At 74.6% G+C, this 22,496-nt stretch carries 18 protein-coding genes; 12 read left to right on the top strand and 6 right to left on the bottom strand.

Features of this window, described 5'->3' with window-relative positions; translation table 11 throughout:
• Positions 1-34: 34 nt before the first annotated feature.
• A complete protein-coding gene (locus IE245_RS05560; protein WP_189945847.1) occupies positions 35-3,256 on the bottom strand; it encodes a glycoside hydrolase family 84 protein in 3,222 nt (1,073 codons plus the stop codon).
• Positions 3,257-3,604: 348 nt separating this feature from the next.
• On the opposite strand from IE245_RS05560, the gene IE245_RS05555 reads away from it, so the two are divergent.
• The 3 genes from IE245_RS05555 to IE245_RS05545 are packed head-to-tail and all read left to right on the top strand — an operon-like array spanning position 3,605 to position 6,169.
• The gene (locus IE245_RS05555; protein WP_373305285.1) at positions 3,605-3,820 is read left to right on the top strand and encodes a hypothetical protein; all 216 of its coding nucleotides are present in this window, start codon (positions 3,605-3,607) and stop codon (positions 3,818-3,820) included.
• A gap of 1 nt (position 3,821) precedes the next feature.
• The gene (malQ, locus tag IE245_RS05550; protein WP_189945601.1) at positions 3,822-5,918 is read left to right on the top strand and encodes a 4-alpha-glucanotransferase; all 2,097 of its coding nucleotides are present in this window, start codon (positions 3,822-3,824) and stop codon (positions 5,916-5,918) included.
• A 20-nt stretch (positions 5,919-5,938) separates the two neighbouring features.
• The gene (locus tag IE245_RS05545; protein ID WP_189945600.1) at positions 5,939-6,169 is read left to right on the top strand and encodes a hypothetical protein; all 231 of its coding nucleotides are present in this window, start codon (positions 5,939-5,941) and stop codon (positions 6,167-6,169) included.
• Positions 6,170-6,251: 82 nt separating this feature from the next.
• Here the strand turns inward: IE245_RS05545 and IE245_RS05540 are convergent, their stop codons facing one another.
• On the bottom strand, positions 6,252-6,758 hold the full coding sequence (locus IE245_RS05540) for a MarR family winged helix-turn-helix transcriptional regulator (protein ID WP_189945599.1): 507 nt from the start codon (positions 6,756-6,758) through the stop codon (positions 6,252-6,254).
• Between the two features lie 138 nt (positions 6,759-6,896).
• On the opposite strand from IE245_RS05540, the gene IE245_RS05535 reads away from it, so the two are divergent.
• From IE245_RS05535 to alc, 4 genes are read left to right on the top strand one after another with little or no spacing between them, the layout of a single operon-like run.
• Positions 6,897-7,850 carry an EamA family transporter gene (locus IE245_RS05535; protein WP_189945598.1) on the top strand — a complete coding sequence of 318 codons (954 nt, stop codon included), beginning with the start codon at positions 6,897-6,899 and terminating at the stop codon, positions 7,848-7,850.
• Positions 7,851-7,855: 5 nt separating this feature from the next.
• Positions 7,856-8,785 carry a DMT family transporter gene (locus tag IE245_RS05530; RefSeq protein WP_189945597.1) on the top strand — a complete coding sequence of 310 codons (930 nt, stop codon included), beginning with the start codon at positions 7,856-7,858 and terminating at the stop codon, positions 8,783-8,785.
• A 23-nt stretch (positions 8,786-8,808) separates the two neighbouring features.
• The gene (locus tag IE245_RS05525) at positions 8,809-9,735 is read left to right on the top strand and encodes a LysR family transcriptional regulator (protein WP_189945596.1); all 927 of its coding nucleotides are present in this window, start codon (positions 8,809-8,811) and stop codon (positions 9,733-9,735) included.
• 58 nt (positions 9,736-9,793) lie between these two features.
• Positions 9,794-10,918 carry an allantoicase gene (alc, locus tag IE245_RS05520; protein WP_189945595.1) on the top strand — a complete coding sequence of 375 codons (1,125 nt, stop codon included), beginning with the start codon at positions 9,794-9,796 and terminating at the stop codon, positions 10,916-10,918.
• 70 nt (positions 10,919-10,988) lie between these two features.
• Here alc and pepN read toward each other — a convergent pair whose 3' ends face one another.
• Positions 10,989-13,568, bottom strand: a complete 2,580-nt coding sequence (pepN, locus tag IE245_RS05515; RefSeq protein ID WP_189945594.1) for an aminopeptidase N — start codon at positions 13,566-13,568, stop codon at positions 10,989-10,991.
• A 142-nt stretch (positions 13,569-13,710) separates the two neighbouring features.
• Complete coding sequence (locus IE245_RS05510; protein WP_189945593.1) at positions 13,711-14,727, bottom strand: aspartate-semialdehyde dehydrogenase; 1,017 nt, start codon at positions 14,725-14,727, stop codon at positions 13,711-13,713.
• 174 nt (positions 14,728-14,901) lie between these two features.
• On the opposite strand from IE245_RS05510, the gene IE245_RS05505 reads away from it, so the two are divergent.
• The gene (locus IE245_RS05505; RefSeq protein ID WP_189945846.1) at positions 14,902-15,375 is read left to right on the top strand and encodes an RNA polymerase sigma factor; all 474 of its coding nucleotides are present in this window, start codon (positions 14,902-14,904) and stop codon (positions 15,373-15,375) included.
• A gap of 2 nt (positions 15,376-15,377) precedes the next feature.
• Entirely contained in the window at positions 15,378-16,079 is a 702-nt protein-coding gene (locus tag IE245_RS05500; RefSeq protein ID WP_189945592.1) for a hypothetical protein, read from the top strand.
• Positions 16,080-16,134: 55 nt separating this feature from the next.
• On the opposite strand, the gene IE245_RS05495 is transcribed toward IE245_RS05500, so the two are convergent.
• Both IE245_RS05495 and IE245_RS05490 read right to left on the bottom strand, forming a co-directional pair.
• On the bottom strand, positions 16,135-19,452 hold the full coding sequence (locus IE245_RS05495; RefSeq protein WP_189945591.1) for a S8 family serine peptidase: 3,318 nt from the start codon (positions 19,450-19,452) through the stop codon (positions 16,135-16,137).
• 194 nt (positions 19,453-19,646) lie between these two features.
• On the bottom strand, positions 19,647-20,189 hold the full coding sequence (locus IE245_RS05490; protein ID WP_189945590.1) for a CGNR zinc finger domain-containing protein: 543 nt from the start codon (positions 20,187-20,189) through the stop codon (positions 19,647-19,649).
• Between the two features lie 137 nt (positions 20,190-20,326).
• On the opposite strand from IE245_RS05490, the gene IE245_RS05485 reads away from it, so the two are divergent.
• From IE245_RS05485 to IE245_RS05475, 3 genes are all read left to right on the top strand, one after another.
• Complete coding sequence (locus IE245_RS05485; protein ID WP_189945845.1) at positions 20,327-20,782, top strand: VOC family protein; 456 nt, start codon at positions 20,327-20,329, stop codon at positions 20,780-20,782.
• A gap of 142 nt (positions 20,783-20,924) precedes the next feature.
• Positions 20,925-21,806, top strand: a complete 882-nt coding sequence (locus IE245_RS05480; protein WP_189945589.1) for a pyridoxamine 5'-phosphate oxidase family protein — start codon at positions 20,925-20,927, stop codon at positions 21,804-21,806.
• A gap of 54 nt (positions 21,807-21,860) precedes the next feature.
• Positions 21,861-22,415, top strand: coding sequence for an HPP family protein (locus IE245_RS05475; protein WP_229851091.1), 555 nt, complete (start codon positions 21,861-21,863; stop codon positions 22,413-22,415).
• Positions 22,416-22,496 lie beyond the last annotated feature (81 nt).

Raw genomic sequence — 22,496 nt, 5'->3', positions numbered from 1 at the left:
TCCCCGGGACAGGGCGCGGAGGCGAGGGCGCCGCTCAGGGGGTGGCGCCCTCCTCCGGCGTGTCCCGCCCGGGAGAGTCCGGCCGTTCCGTGGTCCGCGGCGCCTCCGGGGACTCCGGAGTCCGCGGGGCCTCCGGCGTGCCCTGGGCCTCCGGTGCCTCCGGTGCCCGCGGGGTCTTCTCCGCGGGGGTCACCGCGTACGTCTCCACCGACCAGAGCGAGTAGCCGTACTCCGTCGCCCGCTTCTCGCCCTGCACCCGCAGGAAACGGGTGTCCGCCGCGTCCATCCGCACCGACTCCCGGCCGCCGCGCCCGTCCGTGACGGTCGCCGCGGTCCGCCAGTTCCGGCCGTCGGCCGAGACCTGAACCCGGTAGCGGGAGGCGTGCGCGTCCTGCCAGTGCAGCACCAACTGCCCTATCCGGGCCGGTTCGGCCAGCTCCAGCTGGAACCAGGCGCCGTCCTCCGCCGGCGAGGACCACCGGGTCGCCGGATCGCCGTCCACGGCCAGCGCGGCCGGGAAGTCCGGCGTCTCGTCGCCCGAGGAGGAGGCCGTCGCCGACCGTGCCAGGTCGGGGCCGCCCGTGCGCGGGAAGACCCGCACCGTCAGCACCCGCTCCTCGCCCGCGAACGCCACCGGAACCCGGTACTCCCCGGACGGCGTGTCCGCCGCCGCCGACACCTCCATCGGCACCGTCGTCGTGCCGCCGCGCTCCACCGAGGCCTCCTCCGGCAGCCGTACGGTGATGCCCTCCGGCGCCCGCGCGGTCAGCGGGCCCCGCACCTCGGCGGCCCGCCGCCCCGTCAGCTCCAGGTCCACCCGGCCCGCCGGGCCGCCCGCCTCCAGGTCCGTCCCGGTGCGGGCCAGCTCCAGGCCCGCCTTCGGCCCGTCCGCGAACCACGGCACCAGGGACCGCACGTCGGGCGCCGGGCCCTCGCCGTCCCAGACGATCCGCAGCGCCTCCGCGCGCAGCCCCTTCAGCTCGGTCTGCGTCCAGCCGGAGGAGTCCAGCGGCCCCAGCGACCGCCAGCCCTCGCCCGTCACCAGCGCCTCCACGCGCGCGTGCGCGGCCTTCTCCGCGCCCGGCTTCCCGCCGCCGGAGGCGCCCTCGGCCGGCTTCCCGGTCAGCACCGTCACCGACTCCACCGGCCGCGCCCGGTCCAGCTTCACCGTGTACGAGCCCGTGGCCCGGTCCACCGTGCGCTCCGGGTCCCGGTCGACGCCCGTCCAGGCCGCCGCCTCCTTCGCCGCCCGGTCCAGGAACGGGTCCAGGACCCCGGTGCCGACCGTGACCCCGCTCGCCGCGATCCCCGGCCGCAGCGGCTCCAGGCGCAGCTGCGCCTGCCAGGCCGCCGGGCCGTCCCCCCGCGCCTGCGCGAGGAGCATGTCGACGGCCGCCTCGCCCGCCGCCCCGTACCGGGACAGCTGCTCCAGCCACGGCCCCGACTCCGCCTCCAGCGCGCCGTCCGCCGTGCCGGCGAGCCGCGCGGGCGCCTCCCGCATCACCGTGAAGGCGGCCCGCAGCTCGCGGCCCGCCTTCTCCCGGGCCGCCGCCGGGCCTCCGGCCCGGGCCGACCAGAAGGCGCTCATCAGCGGCTTCAGCCCGGCCGACTCGGCGTCCGGGGCGAGGATCGAGGAGGCCGCGTTCCCCGCCAGGGCGCCGAGCGCCTCCCGGGCGGCCGGCTCGGGGCCCGCCAGGTCGGCGACGGCCGCCCGCCAGGACTCGCCGGGCCGGTAGCCGCGCGGGTTCCAGGCGAAGTCGGCGGTGGTGAAGAGCGGGATCCGGGAGGCGGCGGGCTGCTCCATCGCGTGCGCCAGATAGGCGGCGGAACCGGCCGCCACGGCCGGCTCGCGGCCCCGGCTGGGGCCCAGGAAGAGCCGGTCCTGCGCGTAGTCGTTCACCGGGTAGTTGTCCATGGTGACCAGCGGGCGCTGCCCCAGGGCCGCCCGCACCCCGGCCAGTTCGGTGCCGGTGATCGTCCGCGGCACCACCCCGACGCCCGTCCACGCCACCCGCACGCGCGCGTCCAGGGCGCCGGCGAGCGCCGAACGGTACTCGCTGGTGCCCTCCTGGTAGTACTCCGTCGGCAGCACCGTCAGCGGCTCCGCGTCCGGAACGTGCTCGGCGAGGTGGCGGGCCACCGTGTTCGCCACGCGCGCGTGCGCCCGGGCGGCGCCGGCCGCGTCCCGGCCGAACTCGTCGGCGTCCTCGTCGCAGGTCCACTCGCCGAACCCGGCGTCCGGGAACTGCAGCTGGAAGGAGCGGAAGCCGAGCTCCCGCATCGCGTCCAGCTTCCGCGTCAGCACCGCCACGTCCCCGTCCGACGACAGGCACATCGACTGCGCGGGCGCCACCGCCCAGCCCAGCGTCACGTGGTTGGCCCGGGCCCGCTCGGCGAGCGCCCGGAACCCGGCCCGCTGCGCCTCCGGGTAGGGCTCGCGCCACCGCGCCGCGCGGTACGGGTCGTCACCCGGTGCGTACAGGTAGCGGTTCTGCTTGGTGCGGCCCAGGAAGTCGAGCATCGCGAGGCGCTGCCCGGTCGTCCACGGCGTGCCGTAGAAGCCCTCCGCCACCCCCCGCTCGGCGGTGCCCGGCCAGTCCCGGACGACGACGCCCGGCACCTCGCCGCCGACGCCCTCCGGCCCCTCGCCGAGGAGCTGGCGGAGCGTCTGCACGGCGTGGAAGAGGCCGTCCCGGCCCGCCCCGTCGAGGACCACCGTGTCCCGCCCGCCGAAACGGCCGGTGGCCAGCCGGTAGCCGCCGTCCGGCAGATCGGCCCGCTCGGCCACCCCGAAGGAGGCCAGCGCCTCCTGCGCCGCCTCCCCGGAGGGCCCCGAGACCCGGACGACCGGGCCCGCGCCCGGCAGCCCCTCGTGCACGGTCCGCACCCCGGCGGCGGCGAGCAGCCCCCGCAGCGCCGCGAGGGCGTACGGGTCGGCGTCCTCGTCCGCGACCAGCGTCACCCGGTCCCCGAGGCGCACGGCGGGCCCGGCGGCCGTCAGCGACTGCGGCCGGGGCCAGACGGCGGGCACCGGCGCCGCCGCGCGCGCGGTGCCGGTCCTGGGCGCGGGCACGGCCGGGCGCGCGGCGGGTCCGGCGGGCGCGTGGACGAGCTCCTGGGGCGCGGCGGCCAGGTCGGGCGCCGCCACCGGGAGGGGCACGGCGCCCGCCGAGCCGGGCACGGCACCGCCGAGCAGGCCGCCGATCACGGCGGCGGCGACCGCGGTCGCCGTGCGCGGTCCGCGTCCGGAACGCACGGGGGTCACGAAGGCTCCCTTCGCCGGGGTCCGGGCCCACCGGTCCGTCAGGAGCGGGCCCCACCCGGCAGGTTGGTAACGAGGGGATCACGAGCCCACCACCCGTCGCACGGAGGTGTCAATGCGAGGGGGCGAAGTGTCGGCTTTGCCCGGTGAACCACCGGCGTGCTGTCGCCCTTTCGGCACGTCCCCCCGGTAAAAGGGGCAAAGGCAGTCAGGGTGGGTAGGGCTCACTCGTCCCACCCCGTGGACGCCGGCCACCCGCCGCGCGTCCGGCCGCCCCGTCGAGACCAGACCCGGGAGACCCCCGTGACCACGTCAGCCCGCCAGCACTCCGAGCGGATACGGATCCCACGCCAGACCGCCCCCGGCGGACCCGCCCCGGCCACCGCGCCGCCGACCAGCGAGCCCCCGGGCGCCGGCTCCGCGCCGCTGACCAGCGAGCCCCCGCTCGCCGGTGCGGCACCCCTCACCAGCGAGCCGCCCCTCACCGGCGCGGCACCCCTCACCAGCGAGCCCGCCGCCCCCGCCGGCCGGTGCGGCACGGAGCCCCCCGGAGTGTGAAGTGACCCTGGCCCGCCTCGCCGCCCGTCACGGCGTCGCCACCGCGTTCAGCCCGTCCGAGGGCGTCACCACGCCCGTGCCCGAGTCGACCGTGGTCGCGGTGCTCGGCGCCCTCGGGGTCGACGCGACCACCCCGGAGGCGGTCGCCGCCTCCCTCGGCGCGGCGGAGCGGGCCGACCGGGAGCGGCTGCTCCCGCCCACCCTCGTCCGGCACACCGGCGACGGGCCGGTGCGCCCGCCCGCCGGACTGCCCGACGGCACCCGGCTCCGCGTCACCACCGAGACCGGCGAGGTCCGCGACGGCGACGACGGCGCGGACTGGGAGCGGCTGCCGCTCGGCGTGCACACCGTGGACGCCGAGGCCCCCGACGGGCGCACCGCCCGCGCCACCCTCGTCGTCGCCCCCGCGCGCGTCCCGGCCCCCGCCACGCGCGCGTACGGCCTGCTCGTCCAGCTCTACTCGCTGCTCTCCGACCGCTCCTGGGGCATGGGCGACCTCGGTGACCTGCGCGAACTCGTCTCCTGGGCGGGCCGCGCGCACGGCGCCGGCTTCGTCCAGGTCAACCCGCTGCACGCGGGCGTGCCCGGCGAGCCCTCGGACCCCTCCCCGTACCGCCCCTCCTCGCGCCGCTTCCCCGACCCCGTCCACCTGCGGATCGAACGGATCCCCGAGTACGCCCACCTGGGCCCCGGCCACCGCGAGGAGCTGGACCGGATCCTCACCGCCGCCGCCGAACTCCGCGAGCGCGTCCTCGACAAGGGCACCGCCATCGACCGGGACGCCGTCTGGGCGCTCAAGCTCCGCGCCCTGGAACTCCTCGCCACCGTCGAGCTCGGCCCCGGCCGGCGCGCCGACTTCCACGACTTCCTCGCCGAACGCGGCCGCGCCCTGGAGGACCACGCCACCTACCAGGCCCTCGCCGAACTCCACGGCCCCCACTGGCGCTCCTGGCCCGAGCCGCTGCGCACCCCGGGGGGTGCGGCGGCGGAGGTCCGCGCCGACGCCGCCCTCGCCGCCCGCGTCGACTTCCACTGCCGCCTCGCCTGGCTGACGGACCGGCAGCTCGGCGAGGCCGCCGACGCGGCCCGGGAGGCCGGGATGGCCGTCGGGATCGTCCACGACCTCGCCGTCGGCGTCCACCCGGAGGGCTCCGACGTCTGGGCCCGGCAGGGCGACTTCGCCGCCGGCATGTCGGTCGGCGCCCCGCCCGACGCCTTCAACTCCCGCGGCCAGGACTGGGGCCTGCCGCCGTGGCGCCCCGACGCCCTCGCCGCCGCCGGCTACGCCCCGTACCGCGGGCTGCTGCGCGAACTCCTCCGGCACGCGGGCGCCCTGCGCATCGACCACGTCATGGGCCTGTTCCGGCTCTGGTGGGTGCCGGAGGGCCGGGAGCCCGTCGAGGGCACCTACGTCCGGTACGACGCCGAGGCGATGCTCGCGGTCCTCGTCCTGGAGGCGCACCGGGCCGGCGCCCTCGTCGTCGGCGAGGACCTGGGCACCGTCGAGCCCGGCGTCCGCGAGGCCCTCGCCGCGCGCGGGGTGTTCGGCACCTCCGTGCTGTGGTTCGAGCGGGACTGGGAGGGCGGCGGCGCCCCGCTGCCGCCCGAGGAGTGGCGGGCCGACTGCGTGGCCACCGCCACCACCCACGACCTGCCGTCCACCGCCGCCCGGCTCTCCGGCGACCACGTGCTGCTGCGCCACCGGCTCGGGCTGCTCCCCGGCGACCTGGCCCGCGAGCGCGCGGCGGACGCGGCGGAGACCGCCGAGTGGCGCGCGGTCCTCCAGCGGCTCGGGCTGCTCCCGGAGGGCCCCGGCGGCGAGGAGGCCGAGATCCGGGCCGTCCACCGCTTCCTGGCCCGCACCCCGGCCCGGATGGTGGGGGTGTGGCTGCCGGACCTGGTGGGGGACCGCAGGCCGCAGAACCTGCCGGGCACCTGGGACGAGTACCCCAACTGGCGGCTGCCGGTCGCGGGTCCCGACGGGCAGCCGCTCACCCTGGAGCGGATCGCCGCCTCGCCCCGCGCGCACGCCCTGCTGCGGACCGCCGCCGAGGGCGTCGGAGCCCGTACGGCACCCCCGGGCGCGCGGGCCGTTTAGGTGTTCGCTACTTTTGCACCGTGGACAAGAAGAACGCCCTGCGCGCCGGCGCCGTCGCGGCCGGTACGACGCTGATGATGCTGCTCATGTCGTCCCCCGCGCTCGCGCTGACCCGCGACGACGGTGACGACCCGGCCCCCAAGCTGGAGGTCATCGAGACCCTCGGCCTGTTCGTGGCGGCTCCGCTGGTGCTGTTCCTGGTCATCGCCGGCCTGGTGGTGGTCCTCGACAAGTCCCGCAAGAAGGCCTGACCGCCTCCTCCGCCCGTCTTCGAGGGCGCCGCACGGCCATCGTGGCCGTGCGGCGCCCTCGCGTTCTCTCCGCCGCCCTCCCTCAGGCGGCCGTGGCCAGCAGCTTCCGCAGCAGGCCAGCCAGCTGCTGGGCCTCCTCCTCGGTCAGCGCGGCCTCCAGCGCCTCCCGCTGACGCGCCAGGCCCGCGCCGACGGCCTGGTCGACCAGCTCCCGGCCGCGTCCGGTGAGCGTGACGCGCAGTCCGCGCCGGTCGTTCGGGTCGGGGCTGCGGGTGAGCAGCCCGGCCTTCTCCAGCTTGTCCAGGCGGCCGGTCATCCCGCCGGTGGTGATCATCAGGGTGGCGGTCAGCTCGCGCGGCGAGAGCGTGTACGGCTCGCCCGAGCGGCGCAGGGTCGCCAGCACGTCGAACTCCCCGAGCGCCATGCCGTAGGGCGCGTACGCCTTGTCCACCTTGCCGCGCATGGCGGCGGCCAGCCGGTAGATCCGCCCGAAGACCGCCATGGGGAGCGTGTCCAGATCGGGGCGGACCACGGCCCACTGGGCGGCGATGGCGTCGACGGGGTCGGGTGCGGGCGGCTGCGTGTTCATGACCTCAGTGTTCCGTTCCCTCCGGGTCGAGGGCAAGAAAGCCACTTGCAAGTAAGTAGCTTAGTGCTAAGTTAATTACCGCCAAGCCAGTCGTGCTCCGGACCGCCGGGGCGCAACCGCTTCAGGGGGAGTCCCGTCATGTCCCGCAAGGCCGCCGTCGTCGCGCTCACCGCCCTCGCCCCGATCTCCTGGGGCTCGACCTACTTCGTGACCACCGAGTTCCTGCCCGCCGACCGGCCGCTCTTCACCGGCCTCATGCGGGCCCTCCCGGCCGGCCTGCTGCTCCTCGCGCTGACCCGCAAGCTCCCGAGCGGCGCCTGGTGGTGGAAGTCGGCGGTCCTCGGCGCCCTCAACATCGGAGCCTTCTTCCCGCTCCTCTTCCTCGCCGCCTACCGGCTGCCCGGCGGCGTCGCCGCCGTCGTCGGCTCGGTCGGCCCGCTCTTCGTCGTCGGCCTCGCGGCCCTCTTCCTGGGCGAGAGGCCCACCGTCCGCACCCTGCTCACCGCGGTCGCCGCCGCCTTCGGCGTCAGCCTCGTGGTCCTCAAGGCGGGCGCCGCGTTCGACCTGATCGGCGTCGGCGCCGGACTGCTCTCCTCGCTCTCGATGTCCGCGGGCGTCGTCCTCACCAAGCGCTGGGGCCGGCCCGAGGGCGTCGGCGCCCTCGCCCTCACCGGCTGGCAGCTCACCGCCGGCGGCCTGGTCATCCTTCCCCTCGCCTTCCTGGCCGAGGGCGCCCCGCCCGCCCTCACCGGCACGAACCTCGCCGGCTACGCCTACCTCGCCCTCGGCAACACCGCGATCTCCTACTTCCTCTGGTTCCGCGGCATCGAGCGGCTGAGCGCCTCCTCGGTCACCCTCCTCGGCCCGCTCTCCCCGATCACCGCCGCCGTCATCGGCTGGGCCGCCCTCGGCCAGGCCCTCGGCCCGGTGCAGGTGCTCGGCATGGTGATCGCCTTCGGGGCCACCCTGGCCGGCCAGTTGACCCCCGCGAAGCCCGAGGCCGTCGCCACCGCTCCCGTATCGTTCAGTTCCACTGAAAAGAACAGTCAGGAACTTTCGATGTACCTGGAGGTTTCGACGGTGCGACGGTAGGCGGCATGACCCTCACGACAGCACGCCGCCCGACCCCACCCGACGAAGCCGCCCCGAGACCGGCGCCCGCCAAGGGCGCCGGTCTCGGCCTGCTCCTCGCCCTCCTCGCCACCGTCGTCTGGTCCGGCAGCTTCGTCGCCACCCGCGACATGGCCGACACCGTCCCACCCGTCCAGGCGGTCTTCTGGCGCTGGACCATCGCCCTGCTCGCCGTCGCCCCCCTCGCCGCCCGCCCCTTCTGGCGGCAGCGCGCCCTCCTCCGCCGCCACCTCGGCTTCACCGCCCTCGCCTCGCTCTTCGGCGTCGCCCTCTACAACACCCTCGTCCACCAGGCAGGCCTCACCACCTCCGCCACCAACATGGGCATGATCATGGCCGCCTCCCCGGTGATCATGGCCGGCTACGCCCGGCTCGGCGGCGAACGCCTCGGCGCCCGGCGCCTCCTCGGCATGGCGATCGCCGTCCTCGGCGTCCTCCTCCTCGTCGGCGAGGGCTCCCTCGCGATCGACCTCTCCGCCGGCGATCTCTGGATGTTCGCGGCCGCCCTCTCCTTCGCCTCGTACAGCGCCCTCCTCAAGCGCCGGCCCCCGGAGATCGACGGACTCGCCTTCCTCTTCGCCACCTTCGTGCTCGGCGCCCTCATGCTCGCCCCCGCCTACGCCGTCTCCCTCGCCGTCCAGGGCGGCTTCCCCGCCACCCCCGGCACCGTCGGCCCCCTCCTCTACATCGGGGTGTTCTCCTCCGCCGTCGCCTTCTTCGCCTGGAACAAGGCGATCTCCCTCGTCGGCGCCGCCCGCGCCGGACTCGTCTACTACCTCCAGCCCGTCTGCGTCGCCCTCCTCTCGTACGCCCTCCTCGGCGAGGAACTCGGCCTCGCCGGCGGCGCCAGCATGGCCCTCATCCTCGGCGGGGTGGCGCTCGGTTCGGCCCGGTGACCGGGGCCGGATAGGTTGCGCCCATGACCGAGTGGGACATCAAGAAGCTGCGCGTCCTGCGCACCCTGCGCGACCGGGGCACTGTCACCGCCACCGCCGAGGCGCTGCTCATGACCCCCTCGGCCGTCTCCCAGCAGCTCACCAACCTCGCCAAGCAGCTCGGCGTGCCGCTCCTGGAGGCCCACGGGCGCCGCGTCCGGCTCACCGACGCCGCCCACCTCGTCCTGCGCCACGCCGAGGCCGTCTTCGCCCAGCTGGAGCGCGCCGACGCCGAACTCGACGGCTATCTGCGCGGCGAGGCCGGCCAGGTGCGGGTCGCGGCCTTCTCCACCTCCGTGCCCGCGCTCCTCGTCCCCGCCGTCCGCCGGCTCCGTACCGCCCACCCCGGCCTCGCCGTCCGGATCCGCGAGGCCGAGGCGGCGGAGGCGTACGAGCTGCTCGCCGCCGGCGAGGTCGACCTCGCGCTCTCGCTCGCCGCCCACGCGCCCACCGCCCGCGACCCCAAGTACACCCGGCTGCCGCTGCTCGCCGACCCCCTCGACATCGCCCTGCCGGCCGGCCACCCCCTCGCCGACGCCCCCGGCCTCCGCCTCGCCGACCTCGCCGCCGAACCCTGGATCTTCGGCGGCTCCGGCCCCTGGTCCGAGATCACCACCGCCGCCTGCGAGGCCGCCGGCTTCGTGCCCGAACAGGCCCACAGCGCCTCGGGCTGGACCGCGATCCTCGCCATGGTCGAGGCAGGACTCGGCATCGCCCTCGTGCCCCGGATGGCCTCCGCCGACCGGCGCGGCGGCAGCGGCGTCGTCATGCGGGTGCTCTCCGCCGACCAGCCGCGCCGCCACGTCGTCGCGGCCGTCCGCCGCGGCGCCGAGGACGGACCCGCGGTCGGCCGGGTGCTCGCCGCGCTCCGCCAGGAGGCGGCCGCCCGCCAGACCGTTCAGCGGAACTGAACGACACCGTCGAAAACATTCGATGGACCCCGGCCCTCCGGCGCGCCACAGTCGAACCATGACCGGAACCGAGGACATCCAGGACCCGCACGCCAACGACGCCGCCCCCTACGGCGGAGGCGACCCGTACGCCGACTACCGCACCGGCGACTTCCCCTTCACCGAACTGGTCGACCTCGCCGACCGCCGCCTCGGCGCCGGCGTCGTCGCCGCCAACGACGAGTTCTTCGCCGAGCGCGAGAACCTCCTCGTCCGCGAGCGGGCCGTCTTCGACCCGGAGCACTTCGGCCACAAGGGCAAGATCATGGACGGCTGGGAGACCCGCCGCCGCCGCGGCGCCGACGCCGAGAACGTCTTCCCCGCCCCCGAGGACCACGACTGGGCGATCGTCCGCCTCGGCGCCCCCGGCGTCATCCGGGGCCTGATCGTCGACACCGCCCACTTCCGCGGCAACTACCCGCGGAAGGTCAGCGTCCAGGCCACCGCCGTCGAGGGCAGCCCCGGCCCCGAAGAACTGCTCGACGCGAAGTGGGAGGAGCTCGTCCCGCCCACCCCCGTCCGCGGCCACGCCGCCAACGGCTTCGCGATCGACAGCGACCGCCGCTGGACCCACGTCCGCCTCTGCCAGCACCCGGACGGCGGCATCGCCCGCTTCCGCGTCCACGGCGAGGTGCTCCCCGACCCCGAGTGGCTCGACCTCCTCGGCACCGTCGACCTGCTCTCCGTGCTCAACGGCGGGTCGTACGAGGACGCCTCCGACAGGTTCTACTCCTCGCCCACCCAGATCATCCTGCCCGGCACCTCCCGCAAGATGGACGACGGCTGGGAGAACCGCCGCCGCCGGGTCCGCGGCACCAACGACTGGGTCCGCTTCCGCCTCCCCGCCCAGGGCGTCGTCCGCGCCGTCGAGATCGACACCGCCTACCTCAAGGGCAACTCGGCCGGCTGGATCGCCCTCCACGGCCGCGACGGCGAGTCGGGCGAGTGGTTCGAGATCGTCCCCCGCACCCGCCTCCAGCCCGACACCCTGCACCGCTTCAAGCTCCCCGCCCACGCGGTCGTCACCCACGTCCGGCTCGACGCCTTCCCAGACGGCGGCGTCGCCCGCATGCGCCTGCACGGCTCCCTGACCGAAAAGGGCGCCGCCGACCTGCGCGCCCGCTTCGAGCGCGCGAGCCGGTAACCCCCACGGGCACGACGAAGGAGCGCCCCCCACGGGGGAGGGCGCCCCTTCTCCGCGTCCGCCTGCGGGACTACCGCGCGGCCGCCGCGTCCGCCGCGCGGGCCTTCAGGGCCCGCTCGACACCGGCGCGGGACTCGGTCACCATGCGGCGCAGCGCCGGGACCGGGTCGTGGGCCGCGATCCAGGCGTCCGTGGCCTCCAGCGTCTCCGGGGAGACCTGGAGCGTCGGGTAGAGGCCGACCACGATCTGCTGGATCATCTCGTGGCTGCGGGTCTCCGCCACGCCCTTGATCGACGCGAAGTACTTCTCCGTGTACGGGGCGAGCAGCTCGCGCTGGTCCGCCTGGACGAAGCCGACGATCACCGCCTCCTGCACCGCGTTCGCCAGCTTGTCGTCCTCGACGACCGCCGCCCACGCCTCGGCCTTCGCGGCCTCGGTCGGACGGGCCGCGCGGGCCGTGGCCGCGTGCCGCTCGCCGGCGGCGGTGCGGTCCCGCTCCAGCTCGGCCGCGATCTCCGGCTCGTCGTAGACGCCGGTCGCGGCGAGACGCTGCACGAACACCCAGCGCAGCTCGGTGTCGACGGCCAGGCCCTCGATCGTCTCCCGGCCCTCCAGGAGCCCGGCGAGCAGGTCGAGCTGCTGCGGCGTCCGGGCGGTCGCGGCGAAGGCCCGTGCCCACGCCAGCTGGTGGTCGCTCGCCGGCTCGGCCGCCTTGAGGTGGGTGAGCGCCGCCTCGGTCCAGCGGGTCAGGCCCGCGTCCCGCCACTCCGGCGCCGCGTACAGGTCGAGGGCCGCCTTCACCTGGCCCTGGAGCGACTGCACCACGCCGATGTCGGTCTCCTTGGCGATGCCCGAGAGCACCAGCTCCAGGTAGTCGCGGGTGGCCAGCTCGCCGTCGCGGGTCATGTCCCAGGCCGAGGCCCAGCACAGGGCGCGCGGCAGCGACTCGGCGAAGTCGCCGAGATGCGCGGTGACGTTCCGGAGCGACACCTCGTCGAGGCGGACCTTGGCGTACGACAGGTCGTCGTCGTTGAGCAGGACGACCGCCGGGCGGGGCCTGCCGACCAGCGCCGGCACCTCGGTCAGCTCGGCCGCCTCGATGTCCAGCTCCAGGCGCTCGCCGCGGACCAGCTTGCCGGAGGCGTCGAGGTCGTAGAAGCCGATCGCGATGCGGTGCGGGCGGAGCACGGCCTCGCCCTTGGCGCCGGCGGGCAGCGCCGGGGCCTCCTGGCGCACCGCGAAGGAGGTGATCGAGCCGTTCTCGTCGGTCTCGATCTCCGGCCGCAGGACGTTGATGCCGGCCGTCTCCAGCCACGCCTTCGACCAGGTCTTCAGGTCGCGCCCGGAGGTCTCCTCCAGGGCGCCGAGCAGGTCGCCGAGGCGGGTGTTGCCGAAGGCGTGGCGCTGGAAGTACGCCTGCACGCCCTTGAAGAACTCGTCCTGGCCGACGTAGGCGACGAGCTGCTTGAGGACCGAGGCGCCCTTGGCGTACGTGATGCCGTCGAAGTTGACGAGCACGTCCTCCAGGTCGTTGATCTCGGCCATGATCGGGTGCGTCGACGGCAGCTGGTCCTGGCGGTAGGCCCAGGTCTTCTCCGCGTTGGCGAAGGTGGTCCAGGCGTTCGGCCAGCGGGTGCCCGCGACGGAGGCCTGGCAGGCGACCGAGGTGTAGGTGGCGAACGACTCGTTCAGCCACAGGTCGTTCCACCACTCCATGGTCACCAGGTCGCCGAACCACATGTGGGCCAGCTCGTGGAGGATGGTCTCGGCGCGGCGCTCGTACGCGGCGTCCGTGACCTTCGAGCGGAAGACGTACTGGTCGCGGATGGTGACCGCGCCCGCGTTCTCCATCGCGCCCGCGTTGAACTCCGGCACGAACAGCTGGTCGTACTTGGCGAACGGGTACGCGTAGGCGAACTTCTCCTGGAACCAGCCGAAGCCCTGCCGGGTCACGTCGAAGATGTGGTCCGCGTCCAGGAACTCCGCCAGCGACGGACGGCAGTAGATGCCGAGCGGGACGACCTGCCCGTCCGGGCCCTCGTACGTCGAGTGCACCGCGTGGTACGGGCCGACGATCAGGGCGGTGATGTACGAGGAGATCCGCGGGGTCGGCTCGAAGGCCCACACCCCGTCCTTCGGCTCCGGGGTCGGCGAGTTGGAGATGACGCTCCAGCCCTCCGGCGCCCTCACGGTGAACTGGAAGGTCGCCTTCAGGTCGGGCTGCTCGAAGGAGGCGAAGACGCGGCGCGCGTCCGGCACCTCGAACTGGGTGTACAGGTACGCCTGGCCGTCGACCGGGTCGACGAAGCGGTGCAGACCCTCACCGGTGTTGGTGTACGCGCAGTCCGCGACCACCCGCAGCTCGTTGCGGCCCTGCTTGAGGCGGGGCAGCGCGATCCGCGAGTCGCGGAAGACGGCGGCGACGTCGAGGGAGCGCCCGTTGAGCACGGCCTCGTGCACGGCGGGGGCGACGAGGTCGATGAAGCTCTCGGCGCCCTCCTCGGCGGAATCGAAGCGGACGGTGGTGACGGACCGGTAGGTCCCTCCCTCCTGCGCGCCGGTGAGGTCCAGTTCGACCTCGTACGCGTCCACGGTCAGCAGCGCCGCCCGCTGCTGGGCCTCTTCACGGGTCAGGTTCGTACCAGGCACCCGGTCAACTCCTCGGTTTCGTGACGTTTGGCCCATCCTTCCACGGGGCCCTCGGCCGGCGCATCGCGCATTTCCCAGGGCGAACACGCAAGAACGGCGGCCGTCCACCCGGACGGCCGCCGTTCTTCGCGTGGACGCGGGGTCAGCCCTTGAGCTCGGCCGCCACCAGCTCCGCGATCTGCACCGCGTTCAGCGCGGCGCCCTTGCGGAGGTTGTCGTTGGAGAGGAAGAGCGCGAGGCCGTTCTCGACGGTCTCGTCGACGCGGATGCGGCCCACGTACGAGGCGTCCTTGCCGGCCGCCTGGAGCGGGGTCGGGATCTCGGACAGCTCGACGCCCTCGGCGTCCTTCAGCAGCTCGTAGGCGCGCTCGACGCTGATCGGACGCTCGAAGCGGACGTTCACCTGGAGCGAGTGGCCGGAGAAGACCGGGACGCGGACACAGGTGCCGGAGACCTTCAGCTCCGGGATCTCCAGGATCTTCCGGGACTCATTGCGGAGCTTCTGCTCCTCGTCGGTCTCGAACGAGCCGTCGTCGACGATCGAGCCGGCCAGCGGCAGCACGTTGAAGGCGATCGGACGCTTGTAGACGCCGGGCTCCGGGTACTCCACGGCCCCGCCGTCGTGGGTCAGCTCGGTGGCGCGCGCGGCGACGGCCTTGACCTGGCCGTCGAGCTCGGCGACGCCGGCCACGCCCGAACCGGAGACGGCCTGGTAGGTGGTGGCGATCAGCGCGGTGAGGCCGGCCTCCTGGTGGAGCGGCTTGAGGACCGGCATGGCGGCCATCGTGGTGCAGTTCGGGTTGGCGATGATGCCCTTGGGGCGGTCCTTGATCGCGTGCGGGTTGACCTCGGAGACGACGAGGGGGACCTCGGGGTCGCGCCGCCAGGCGGAGGAGTTGTCGATCACGACGGCGCCCTGGGAGGCGACCTTCTCGGCGAGGGCCTTCGAGGTGGCGCCGCCGGCCGAGAAGAGCACGATGTCCAGGCCGGTGTAGTCGGCGGTCGAGGCGTCCTCGACCGTGACGCCGTCCACGACCGTGCCGGCCGACCGGGCGGAGGCGAAGAGCCGCAGCTCGTCGACCGGGAAGTTCCGCTCGGCCAGGATCCTGCGCATGACTGTGCCGACCTGACCGGTGGCTCCGACGATTCCGACCTTCACGGGGACTCCTCCGTACGTGTGTGCAGATGCTGCCGCACCCCATGATGCGTCCCGCCTGCCGTTCCTTGTCCAATCCATTGTCCGAGGGGCGGGACGCGGTCCGACGGGTGAACGTTCCGGGACGGTCGCGCGTCGAAGGGGGGTCACCGGCAGGGAGGAGGCGGGGTGGAGCAGATGGACGCGGCGCTCGTGGACCGGGTGCGGGCGGTCCTGGCGCTGGGCGGGGTGCCGTACGCGGAGCTCCAGGACGGCGTGCAGCAGGTGGGCCTGCGCCTCCTGGAGGCCCGGGCGAAGGGAGAACCGCCGCGTTCCCCGGCCGCCTGGTGCGCGGTGGTCGCCACCCGGGTGGCCGCCGACTGGCACCGGGCCCGCCGCCGCGACGAGCGCCTCGGCGCACGCCTGACCGCGCTGCCCGCCCAGCCGGGCGGGGGCGGCGAGGAGGCCCGGCTGCTCGCGCTGACCGTCGCGGACGGTCTGGACGCGCTGCCGGAGAAGCAGCGGCAGGTCGTGGTGCTCCGTTTCTACGCCGACCTGCCGGTGGCCCGGATCGCCGAGGAACTGGGGGTCCCGGAGGGGACCGTCAAGAGCAGGCTGCACGCCGCCGTCCGCGCCCTGCGGGAGCGGCTCCACGCGGACGAGGTGGTGTGAGGGTGGACGAGCAGGAGCGGGACCCGCTGGAGCTGGTGCTGTTCCCGGAGGACGGCGGGCCGCCGCGCCCGGGCACCGGGGACGACCCCGACGTCGCCCGGGCCCTCGCGGACGTGGCCCTGATCCGCGAGCAGCTGGGTGTGCTCGCGGACGCCTTGACCGCCCCGCCGGAGCCGCGCGTACGCCCCCGGCGGGCCCGCGCCGTCGCCTGGGCGCTCGCCGCCTGTGCGGCGCTCGGCGTGCTGGGGACCGGCGGGGCCTGGCTGGCGGCCCGGCCCGGGGGCGGCGGCGTCGACGGTGCCGGGGACGACGCCAAGCGCACTCCGGGCGGGATCGTGGCCTGCGCCACGGACGTCGCCGAGGGCACGGTCGCCCGGGCCGAGCCACTGCCGGGGGAGGAGGCGGGCGCGTACCGGGTGGTGCTGCGGGTGGAGCGCACGTACAAGCCGACGGGCGGGGGCCCGGGCGAACTGGCCTTCGAGGGCTGGGCGGCGGACCGGTCGTACTACCGGCCCGGGGCCAGGATGGTGGTGGTCGTCTCCCGCCTTCGCGGCGAGGGGGTGCTCACCTTCCGGGAGGACAGGGAGCCGCCGGGCGAGCTCGGCCTGCCCCTCGGGCCGGTCCGCGACGAGCTGGAGTACGGCCGCGCGTGGGTGGCCGCCGCCCTGGCGGAGGGGCCGGCCGACTGCTCCGGCGAGGGCTGAACGCGGAAGGGGCGGGCACCCGTGTGGATGCCCGCCCCTCGTACCGCTCGGGGTGTTACGGGGTGACGCCGCCGATCAGGACGCTGCCGGAGCCCGCGACGGTGCCGCGGGCGTTGACGAGCTGGACCTGGCCGAAGAACTGGCGTCCCTCGGGGGCCGGGCCGCCGACGACGACCTCGGCCGCGACCCCGGTGCTCGCGCCGTTGGCGAGCGGGTAGGTCTTGGCCTCGTCGACCTTCACGGTGCCGAGCGCCGCGGAGTAGTACACGTCCTTGTAGTCGTAGGTCGTGCCGCCCTCGGCGTGGACCGCGTAGCCGTCGACGACGACGGTGTACGTGCCGGCCTTCGGCTTGACGAGGGAGACGGACTCCTCCGAGTCGCCGTCGGCCGACTGGCCGACCTGCGCGCCGTTCAGCAGCACGGTGAGGTCGAGGTCGGCGGCCTTGTCGGAGGTGTTGCCGATCGCGATGTCGAGGCGCTCGACGCCCTCACCGATGGTGACGGTCCTCGTCTGCTGCTCGTGGTGCCGGATGGTCGGCGTCTCGGACTTCTGCGAGCCCAGCGGGCCGCCCTTCAGCTTGCCGTCGAGGGCGGCGAAGCCGTTGGTGACGGTCCACTCGACGGCGGCCGGGGTGCCGATCTTCGCCTCGGCGACCGTCTGGACGGCCGGGTCGAAGGCGGCGCCGAGCACGGCGACGTCCAGCTTGAACGGGTTGTCGAGGTCCGGAGAGGTGCGGCGCGCCTCGACCTCGATCTCCCAGACGCCGGGCTGCGGGGCGGTGTACGAGCGCAGGTCCGGGCGGCAGGTGTTCGCCGGGTTGTAGTGCGGGTAGCAGCCCGTGGTGGCGGTCGGGTCGACCGGGACGCCGTACGGGTGGATGGCGATGAAGCGGGTCTGGCTCTTCGCCTTCAGGCCGCCGATCGCCACCTCCAGGGAGGTCGCGCCCTGCGGCACGGTCACGAAGTACGACTTGGTGCTGTTGCGCTGGACCGAGCCGTCGGCGGAGAAGCCGTAGCCGGGGGCGGCCAGGTCGCTCGCGACGACCGAGGTGGCCATGATCTGCTTGTCGACGCCCTCGGTGCGCTCGTCGTCGGCCTCCAGGAGCACGCTGTGCACGCCGGCGGTGCGCGGGCGGGCCTCCAGCCTGACGGTGACCGGCTTGTTCAGCGGCAGGTCGACCTCGTCGTCGCCGAGGATCCGGAAGGTGCCGTCGTTGTACTTGAGGTCCAGCTCGTGCTCGATGGCACGGGCCGGGCCGCTGGTGCGGGTGACGGTGACGTCGTAGACCTTCTTCTGGCCGACCTTGAGGCCGCCCTCGCGGTCGTACACGCCGGTGCCGGTGTGCGGGGCCGGGAAGATCGCGGTGTCGACCGGGGCCTCGACCTTGTAGGAGTGGGCGGTGGCCCCGTCCTTGATCGACTCCCAGGCCTCGACGACGTCGACGAGACCGGCGCCCTGCTCGTGCGCCGCGACACCCGGGATCCGCTGCGCGGTCGAGGTGAGGGCGGTGCGCAGGGTCAGCGGGGAGAGCTCGATGCCGCGCTGCTTGGCGGCGGAGAGCAGCAGCGCGCCGACGCCCGCGACCTGCGGGGACGACATCGAGGTGCCGTTGAGCATGCCGTAGCCGGCGGGCAGCGCGTAGCCGGCCTCGGGCACGCCGGAGCCGGCCTGCCAGGTCGGGATGGTGTTCACGGCCGAGCCCGGGCCGGTGACCAGCGGGGCGGCGCCGCCGTCCTCGCGCGGACCGCGCGAGGAGAACGGGAACATGGCGTACTTCTTCTCGACGGCCGAGCCGTAGTTGGCGGCCCAGGTCGACCGGGAGACCGCCGCGCCGACCGAGAGGACCTTGTCGGCCAGGCCGGGGTCGCCGATCGTGTTGGTGCCCGGGCCGGAGTTGCCGGCCGAGATCACCAGCTGCACGCCGTACTCGTCGATGAGACGGGTGTAGAGGCGGGCGCGGACGTTGTCGCCGTCGTTCAGCGCGGGCAGGCCGCCGATCGACATGTTGACGATGTCGACGCCGCGGTTGACGACGAGGTCGACCATGCCCTCGGTGAGGGCGGTGTTGGTGCAGCCGCCGGTCCAGGTGCAGGCGCGCGAGGAGACGATCTTCGCGCCGGGCGCGGCGCCGTTCATCTTCCCGCCGAAGAGGCCCTTGGCGGCGGTGATGCCGGCGACGTGGGTGCCGTGCGAGGACTCGACGACGCCGATGTTGACGAAGTCGCGCTTCTGGCCGACCCAGGAGCCGCCCAGCGGGTCCATCGGGACGTCCTTGCGGATCTCCACGACGAACGGGGTGCGCTCGGCGACCTCGGTGGCCGGGTCGTCGGTGCCGAAGTACCCGACCTGGTAGCCGTCCTTGTACGGCTTCATCGGCTCGTTGTCCGTGAAGTCGAAGTCCTGGTCGGTGTCGACGCGGACGGTGCCGGCGGCGGGGTCGTACAGCATGCCGAAGACGTCGGTGGTGTCGCCGTCGCGGTTGATGTCACCGGCCGGGTCGCCGCCCGCGGTGACCGACTCGCTGAAGCGGCTCCACTGGTAGGAGCCCTCGGGCGCCTTCCAGGACTGCGTGGCGGCGGTGAAGACCGGGCCCGCGACCGGGGTGATCTGGGCGCGCCAGGTGCCGTCGCTCTCGGTGAGCGGGTCGGTGGCGGTGACCCAGTCGACGATCTTGCGCTCGCCGGTGGTGGTCTTCTGCAGGGCCGGGTGGCCCAGGTCGACGCCCGAGTCGAGGATGCCGATGGTCACGCCGCGGCCGTCGGCGCGCGGGTGGTCCTCGACGAACTCGACGGCGCCCGTCTCGTGGGACGGGTTGTACGGGTTCTTCGCCGCGGTGTTCTTCGACGGCGCCGGGTACGTGCGGGTCACCGTGGTGCCCTCGACGGCGCCGGAGACACCGGCGTCGGGGCGCGGGTCGTCCAGCTGGATCTCGGCCTGGAGGTCGACCGACTGGACGGCGGAGAGCTTGGTGGCGGCCCTGATGGCGGCGTCGGCCTTGCCGGTCGGCAGGGTGGCGCGGACGTAGCCGAGGTCGTCGTTGCGGTTGCCGACCGAGGCGCCGGGGACGGCGTCGAGCTGGCCGGCGACCTGCTCGGTCGCGCCGGGCGCGGTGGCGACCAGGATGGTGACGTGCGACTCGCCGGCGGCCTCGGCCTCGGACAGGCGCTGCGCGTCGAGGGCGCCGAGCTTGTCGGAGGGCTCCGCGGTCTTCACCGGGGGAGTGGCGGCCGCCGGGTCGTCGACGGCGAGGACCGGGGCGGCACCGGCCGCGACGAGCGCGGTCACCAGGCCGGCGGCGGCGGCGATCCGGGCCGCTCGTCTGGTCCCGGTCGAGCGCCCGGGTATGGAGCTCTGCGTTTCGGGGGTGGTCATTTATATCCCTGTGGTGAAAGGAGAGGGTCCGGAATCCGGTACCGGATGACCGCTCAGCCTTTCGCAACTGACAGGGTTTTGTGGAGAGTCAGCGGAGGGCAGGTTGTGTCGATGGCGTACATCCGCCACCGCGCCGCATGCGCCACAGAAGACGAATCGCCCTCAACGGGGGTGATTCGACGCGTGCGCGGGGCTCACTGGTCCTTGGTGCGGGCGTAATGCCGGGACGCCTTCGCGCGGTTGCCGCAGGTCGCCATCGAGTGCCAGCGCCGGGTGCCGTTCCGCGAGGTGTCCAGGAAGTGCAGGATGCACGCCTCGTGCGCGCAGATCCTGATCCGGTCCGGCGCGGTCCGCAGCAGGTCCAGGTAGTCGCGGGCGGCCGTCCACCCCGGCCCCCACGCCGGCTCGGCGAACTCGACGCGCTCGCCGGGCCCTTCGGCGGTGAGCTCCGCGCGGATCCGGCCGTGCTCCAGGACGGCGTCGACCCGTGCGGTCGCGTCCGGGTCGCCGGGCCGGTCGACCAGCGCCTTCAGCGCCTCGCGGGCGGTCCTGGTGCGGTCCAGCGTGGCCCCGTCGGAGGCGAACCGCCCGTCGAGCCCGTGGGCGGCGAGCCAGACCGCCAGCCCCTCGGTGTCGGCGAGGAGGTCCCGGGGCTCCCCGTCGCTCATCCACCGGGTGTTGAGCAGGTCCAGGGAGAGGGGCTCGCCGGTCAGCGGCCGCGGGTCGGTGACGGTCATGACGGGCATCCTCCTCGACCCCCGGGGCGATCTAACCCCTCAAGCGTACGTGACGGGTTGCACCTCGTGAGTTATAACCTTTAAAGTCGAGTTAAGTGGTTAGCCCGAAGGGGGCGACCGAGAACGAGGGGACCGTCATGTCCGCGATCGGCACGCTGAACACGGCACACATCGGCATCAACGTCACCGACCTGGACCGCTCGCTCCGCTTCTACGGGGAGGTCCTCGGCTTCGAGACGATCGGCGTCGGCGACGCCGACGGCCGGCGCTACGCCTTCCTCGGCCAGGAGGGCCGGCTCACGCTCACCCTCTGGCAGCAGGCCGAGGGCGGGTACGAGGCGAACCGCGCCGGCCTCCACCACCTGGCCTTCCAGGCCGAGTCCCTCGAGAAGGTCCGCGAGGCCGAGGCCGCGCTCAAGGCGCGGGGCGTCGACTTCGCCTACGACGGCGTCGTCGCCCTCCGCGAAGGCGCCACCGCCGCCGGCATCTTCTTCCACGACCCCGACGGCACCCGCCTGGAGATCAACGTCCCCCAGGGCGCCGAAGGCGCCCCGGCCCCCAGCACCACGGCCCCGACCTGCGGCTTCTTCTAGGCACCCGGACGGTGGGCACGCCGCCGTCGTGCCCCGCGCCCAGGGCCGTACCCGCCCCCGCTCAGGGCCGCACCCGCACCCCCGGCCCCGGGCGGTACCCCCACCCCCACCACCCCCCGCCCCACCCCACCCGGAGCCCGCCATGAGCAGCACCGCCTACCACCACGGCTCGCTGGCCGTGCAGCAGAGGCTCGGCGTCCAGGACGCGGCCGCCCACATCGCGCCGAGCATCCGCCCCGGCATCCGCCAGGTCGCCGCCGCCTTCCTGGAGCTCCAGCCCATGCTGGTCCTGGGGGCGGCGGCCCCGGACGGCCGCGTCTGGGCGAGCCTGCTCACCGGCGCCCCCGGCTTCGCCCGCGCGACCGACCCGCACACGATCTCCGTCGCGGCCGTGCCCCGCCCCGACGACCCGCTCGCGGAGGCGCTGACCACCGGGACCCCCGTCGGCACCCTCGCCCTCGACCCCCGCACCCGCCGCCGCATGCGCCTCAACGGCACCGTCCGCCCCGGCGCCCGCGGTCTCCTGATCGAGGCGGAGCAGGTCTTCGCCAACTGCCCCAAGTACCTCCAGAGGCGCGAGCTGTACGCCCCCGGCCCCGCCGGCCCCGGCGCCGCCGCCCACCGGGGCGACGCCCTCACCGAGGCCCAGCTCGCCGCCGTCCGCGCGGCCGACACCTTCTTCGTCGCCACCGTCGGACCGGACGGCGCCGACGCCAGCCACCGCGGCGGCAACCCCGGCTTCGTCCACGCCGGGAACCCCCGCGAACTCCTCTGGCGGGACTACCCCGGCAACGCGATGTTCCTCACGCTCGGCAACCTGGAGACCGACGACAGGGCGGGTCTCCTCTTCCTGGACTGGGAGACGGGGACGACCCTCCAGCTCAGCGGCCGGGCGGAAACGGTATACCGTTCTGGTGAGCGGTTCGTCCGCTTCCGGGTCGACAGCGTCGTCGAGACCCCGGCCGCCAGCCCCCTGCGCTGGTCCGCGCCGGAATACTCCCCGGCCAATCCGACCACCCCCTGATCGCGCACCCTGCCGCCCGCACGCGGACTCCCGATCCCCGATCCCGAGGAACCCGTGACCACTGCCGCCCAGACGATCGAGGCCACCACGCCCCCGCCGTCCGCGACCGTCCCCGCACCCGCCCCCGTACGTCGCCCCGGGCCCCCGCCCCGGCCCCGCCCGCTCGCGGTCCTCGTCGCCACCGGCACCAGCACCGCCGCCCTCCTCCTCCTCGTCGCCCTCGGCACCGTGCTGCACCACCCGCTGCTCATCCCGCCGCTCGCGGCGAGCATGGCGCTGGTCGCCGCCTCCCCCGACCTGCCGCTCTCCCAGCCCCGGTCGGTCATCGGCGGCCAGCTCCTCTCCGCCCTCGCCGGCTTCGCCGTCGTCGCGGTCGCGGGCCCCGGCCTGTGGAGCGCGGCCGTCGCCGGCGGCGTCGCCCTCGGCGCGATGATGCTCGCCCGCGCCCCGCACTCCCCGGCCGCCGCCACCGCGGTGATCGTCGCCCTCGGCAGCCCGCCGTTCTGGACCTTCACCGGTCTGCTGACCACCTCCTGCGCGCTGCTCGTCGCGGCCGGCTGGCTCATGGCGCGCGCCACCCGCCGTACGTACCCCGTGTACTGGATCTAGCCATCCGCCTAGGGTCTGTTGCGAAAGTGGATCTTGTTCGTTGATGATCACGTCCTGTGGGACGTGGGGATCTGACGAACG

It is taken from the genome of Streptomyces roseolus, assembly GCF_014649855.1.
Classification (GTDB): Bacteria; Actinomycetota; Actinomycetes; order Streptomycetales; family Streptomycetaceae; genus Streptomyces; species Streptomyces roseolus.
Note: the sequence above shows the minus strand (reverse complement) of the source record. Positions and strands in the feature narration are given on the sequence as shown.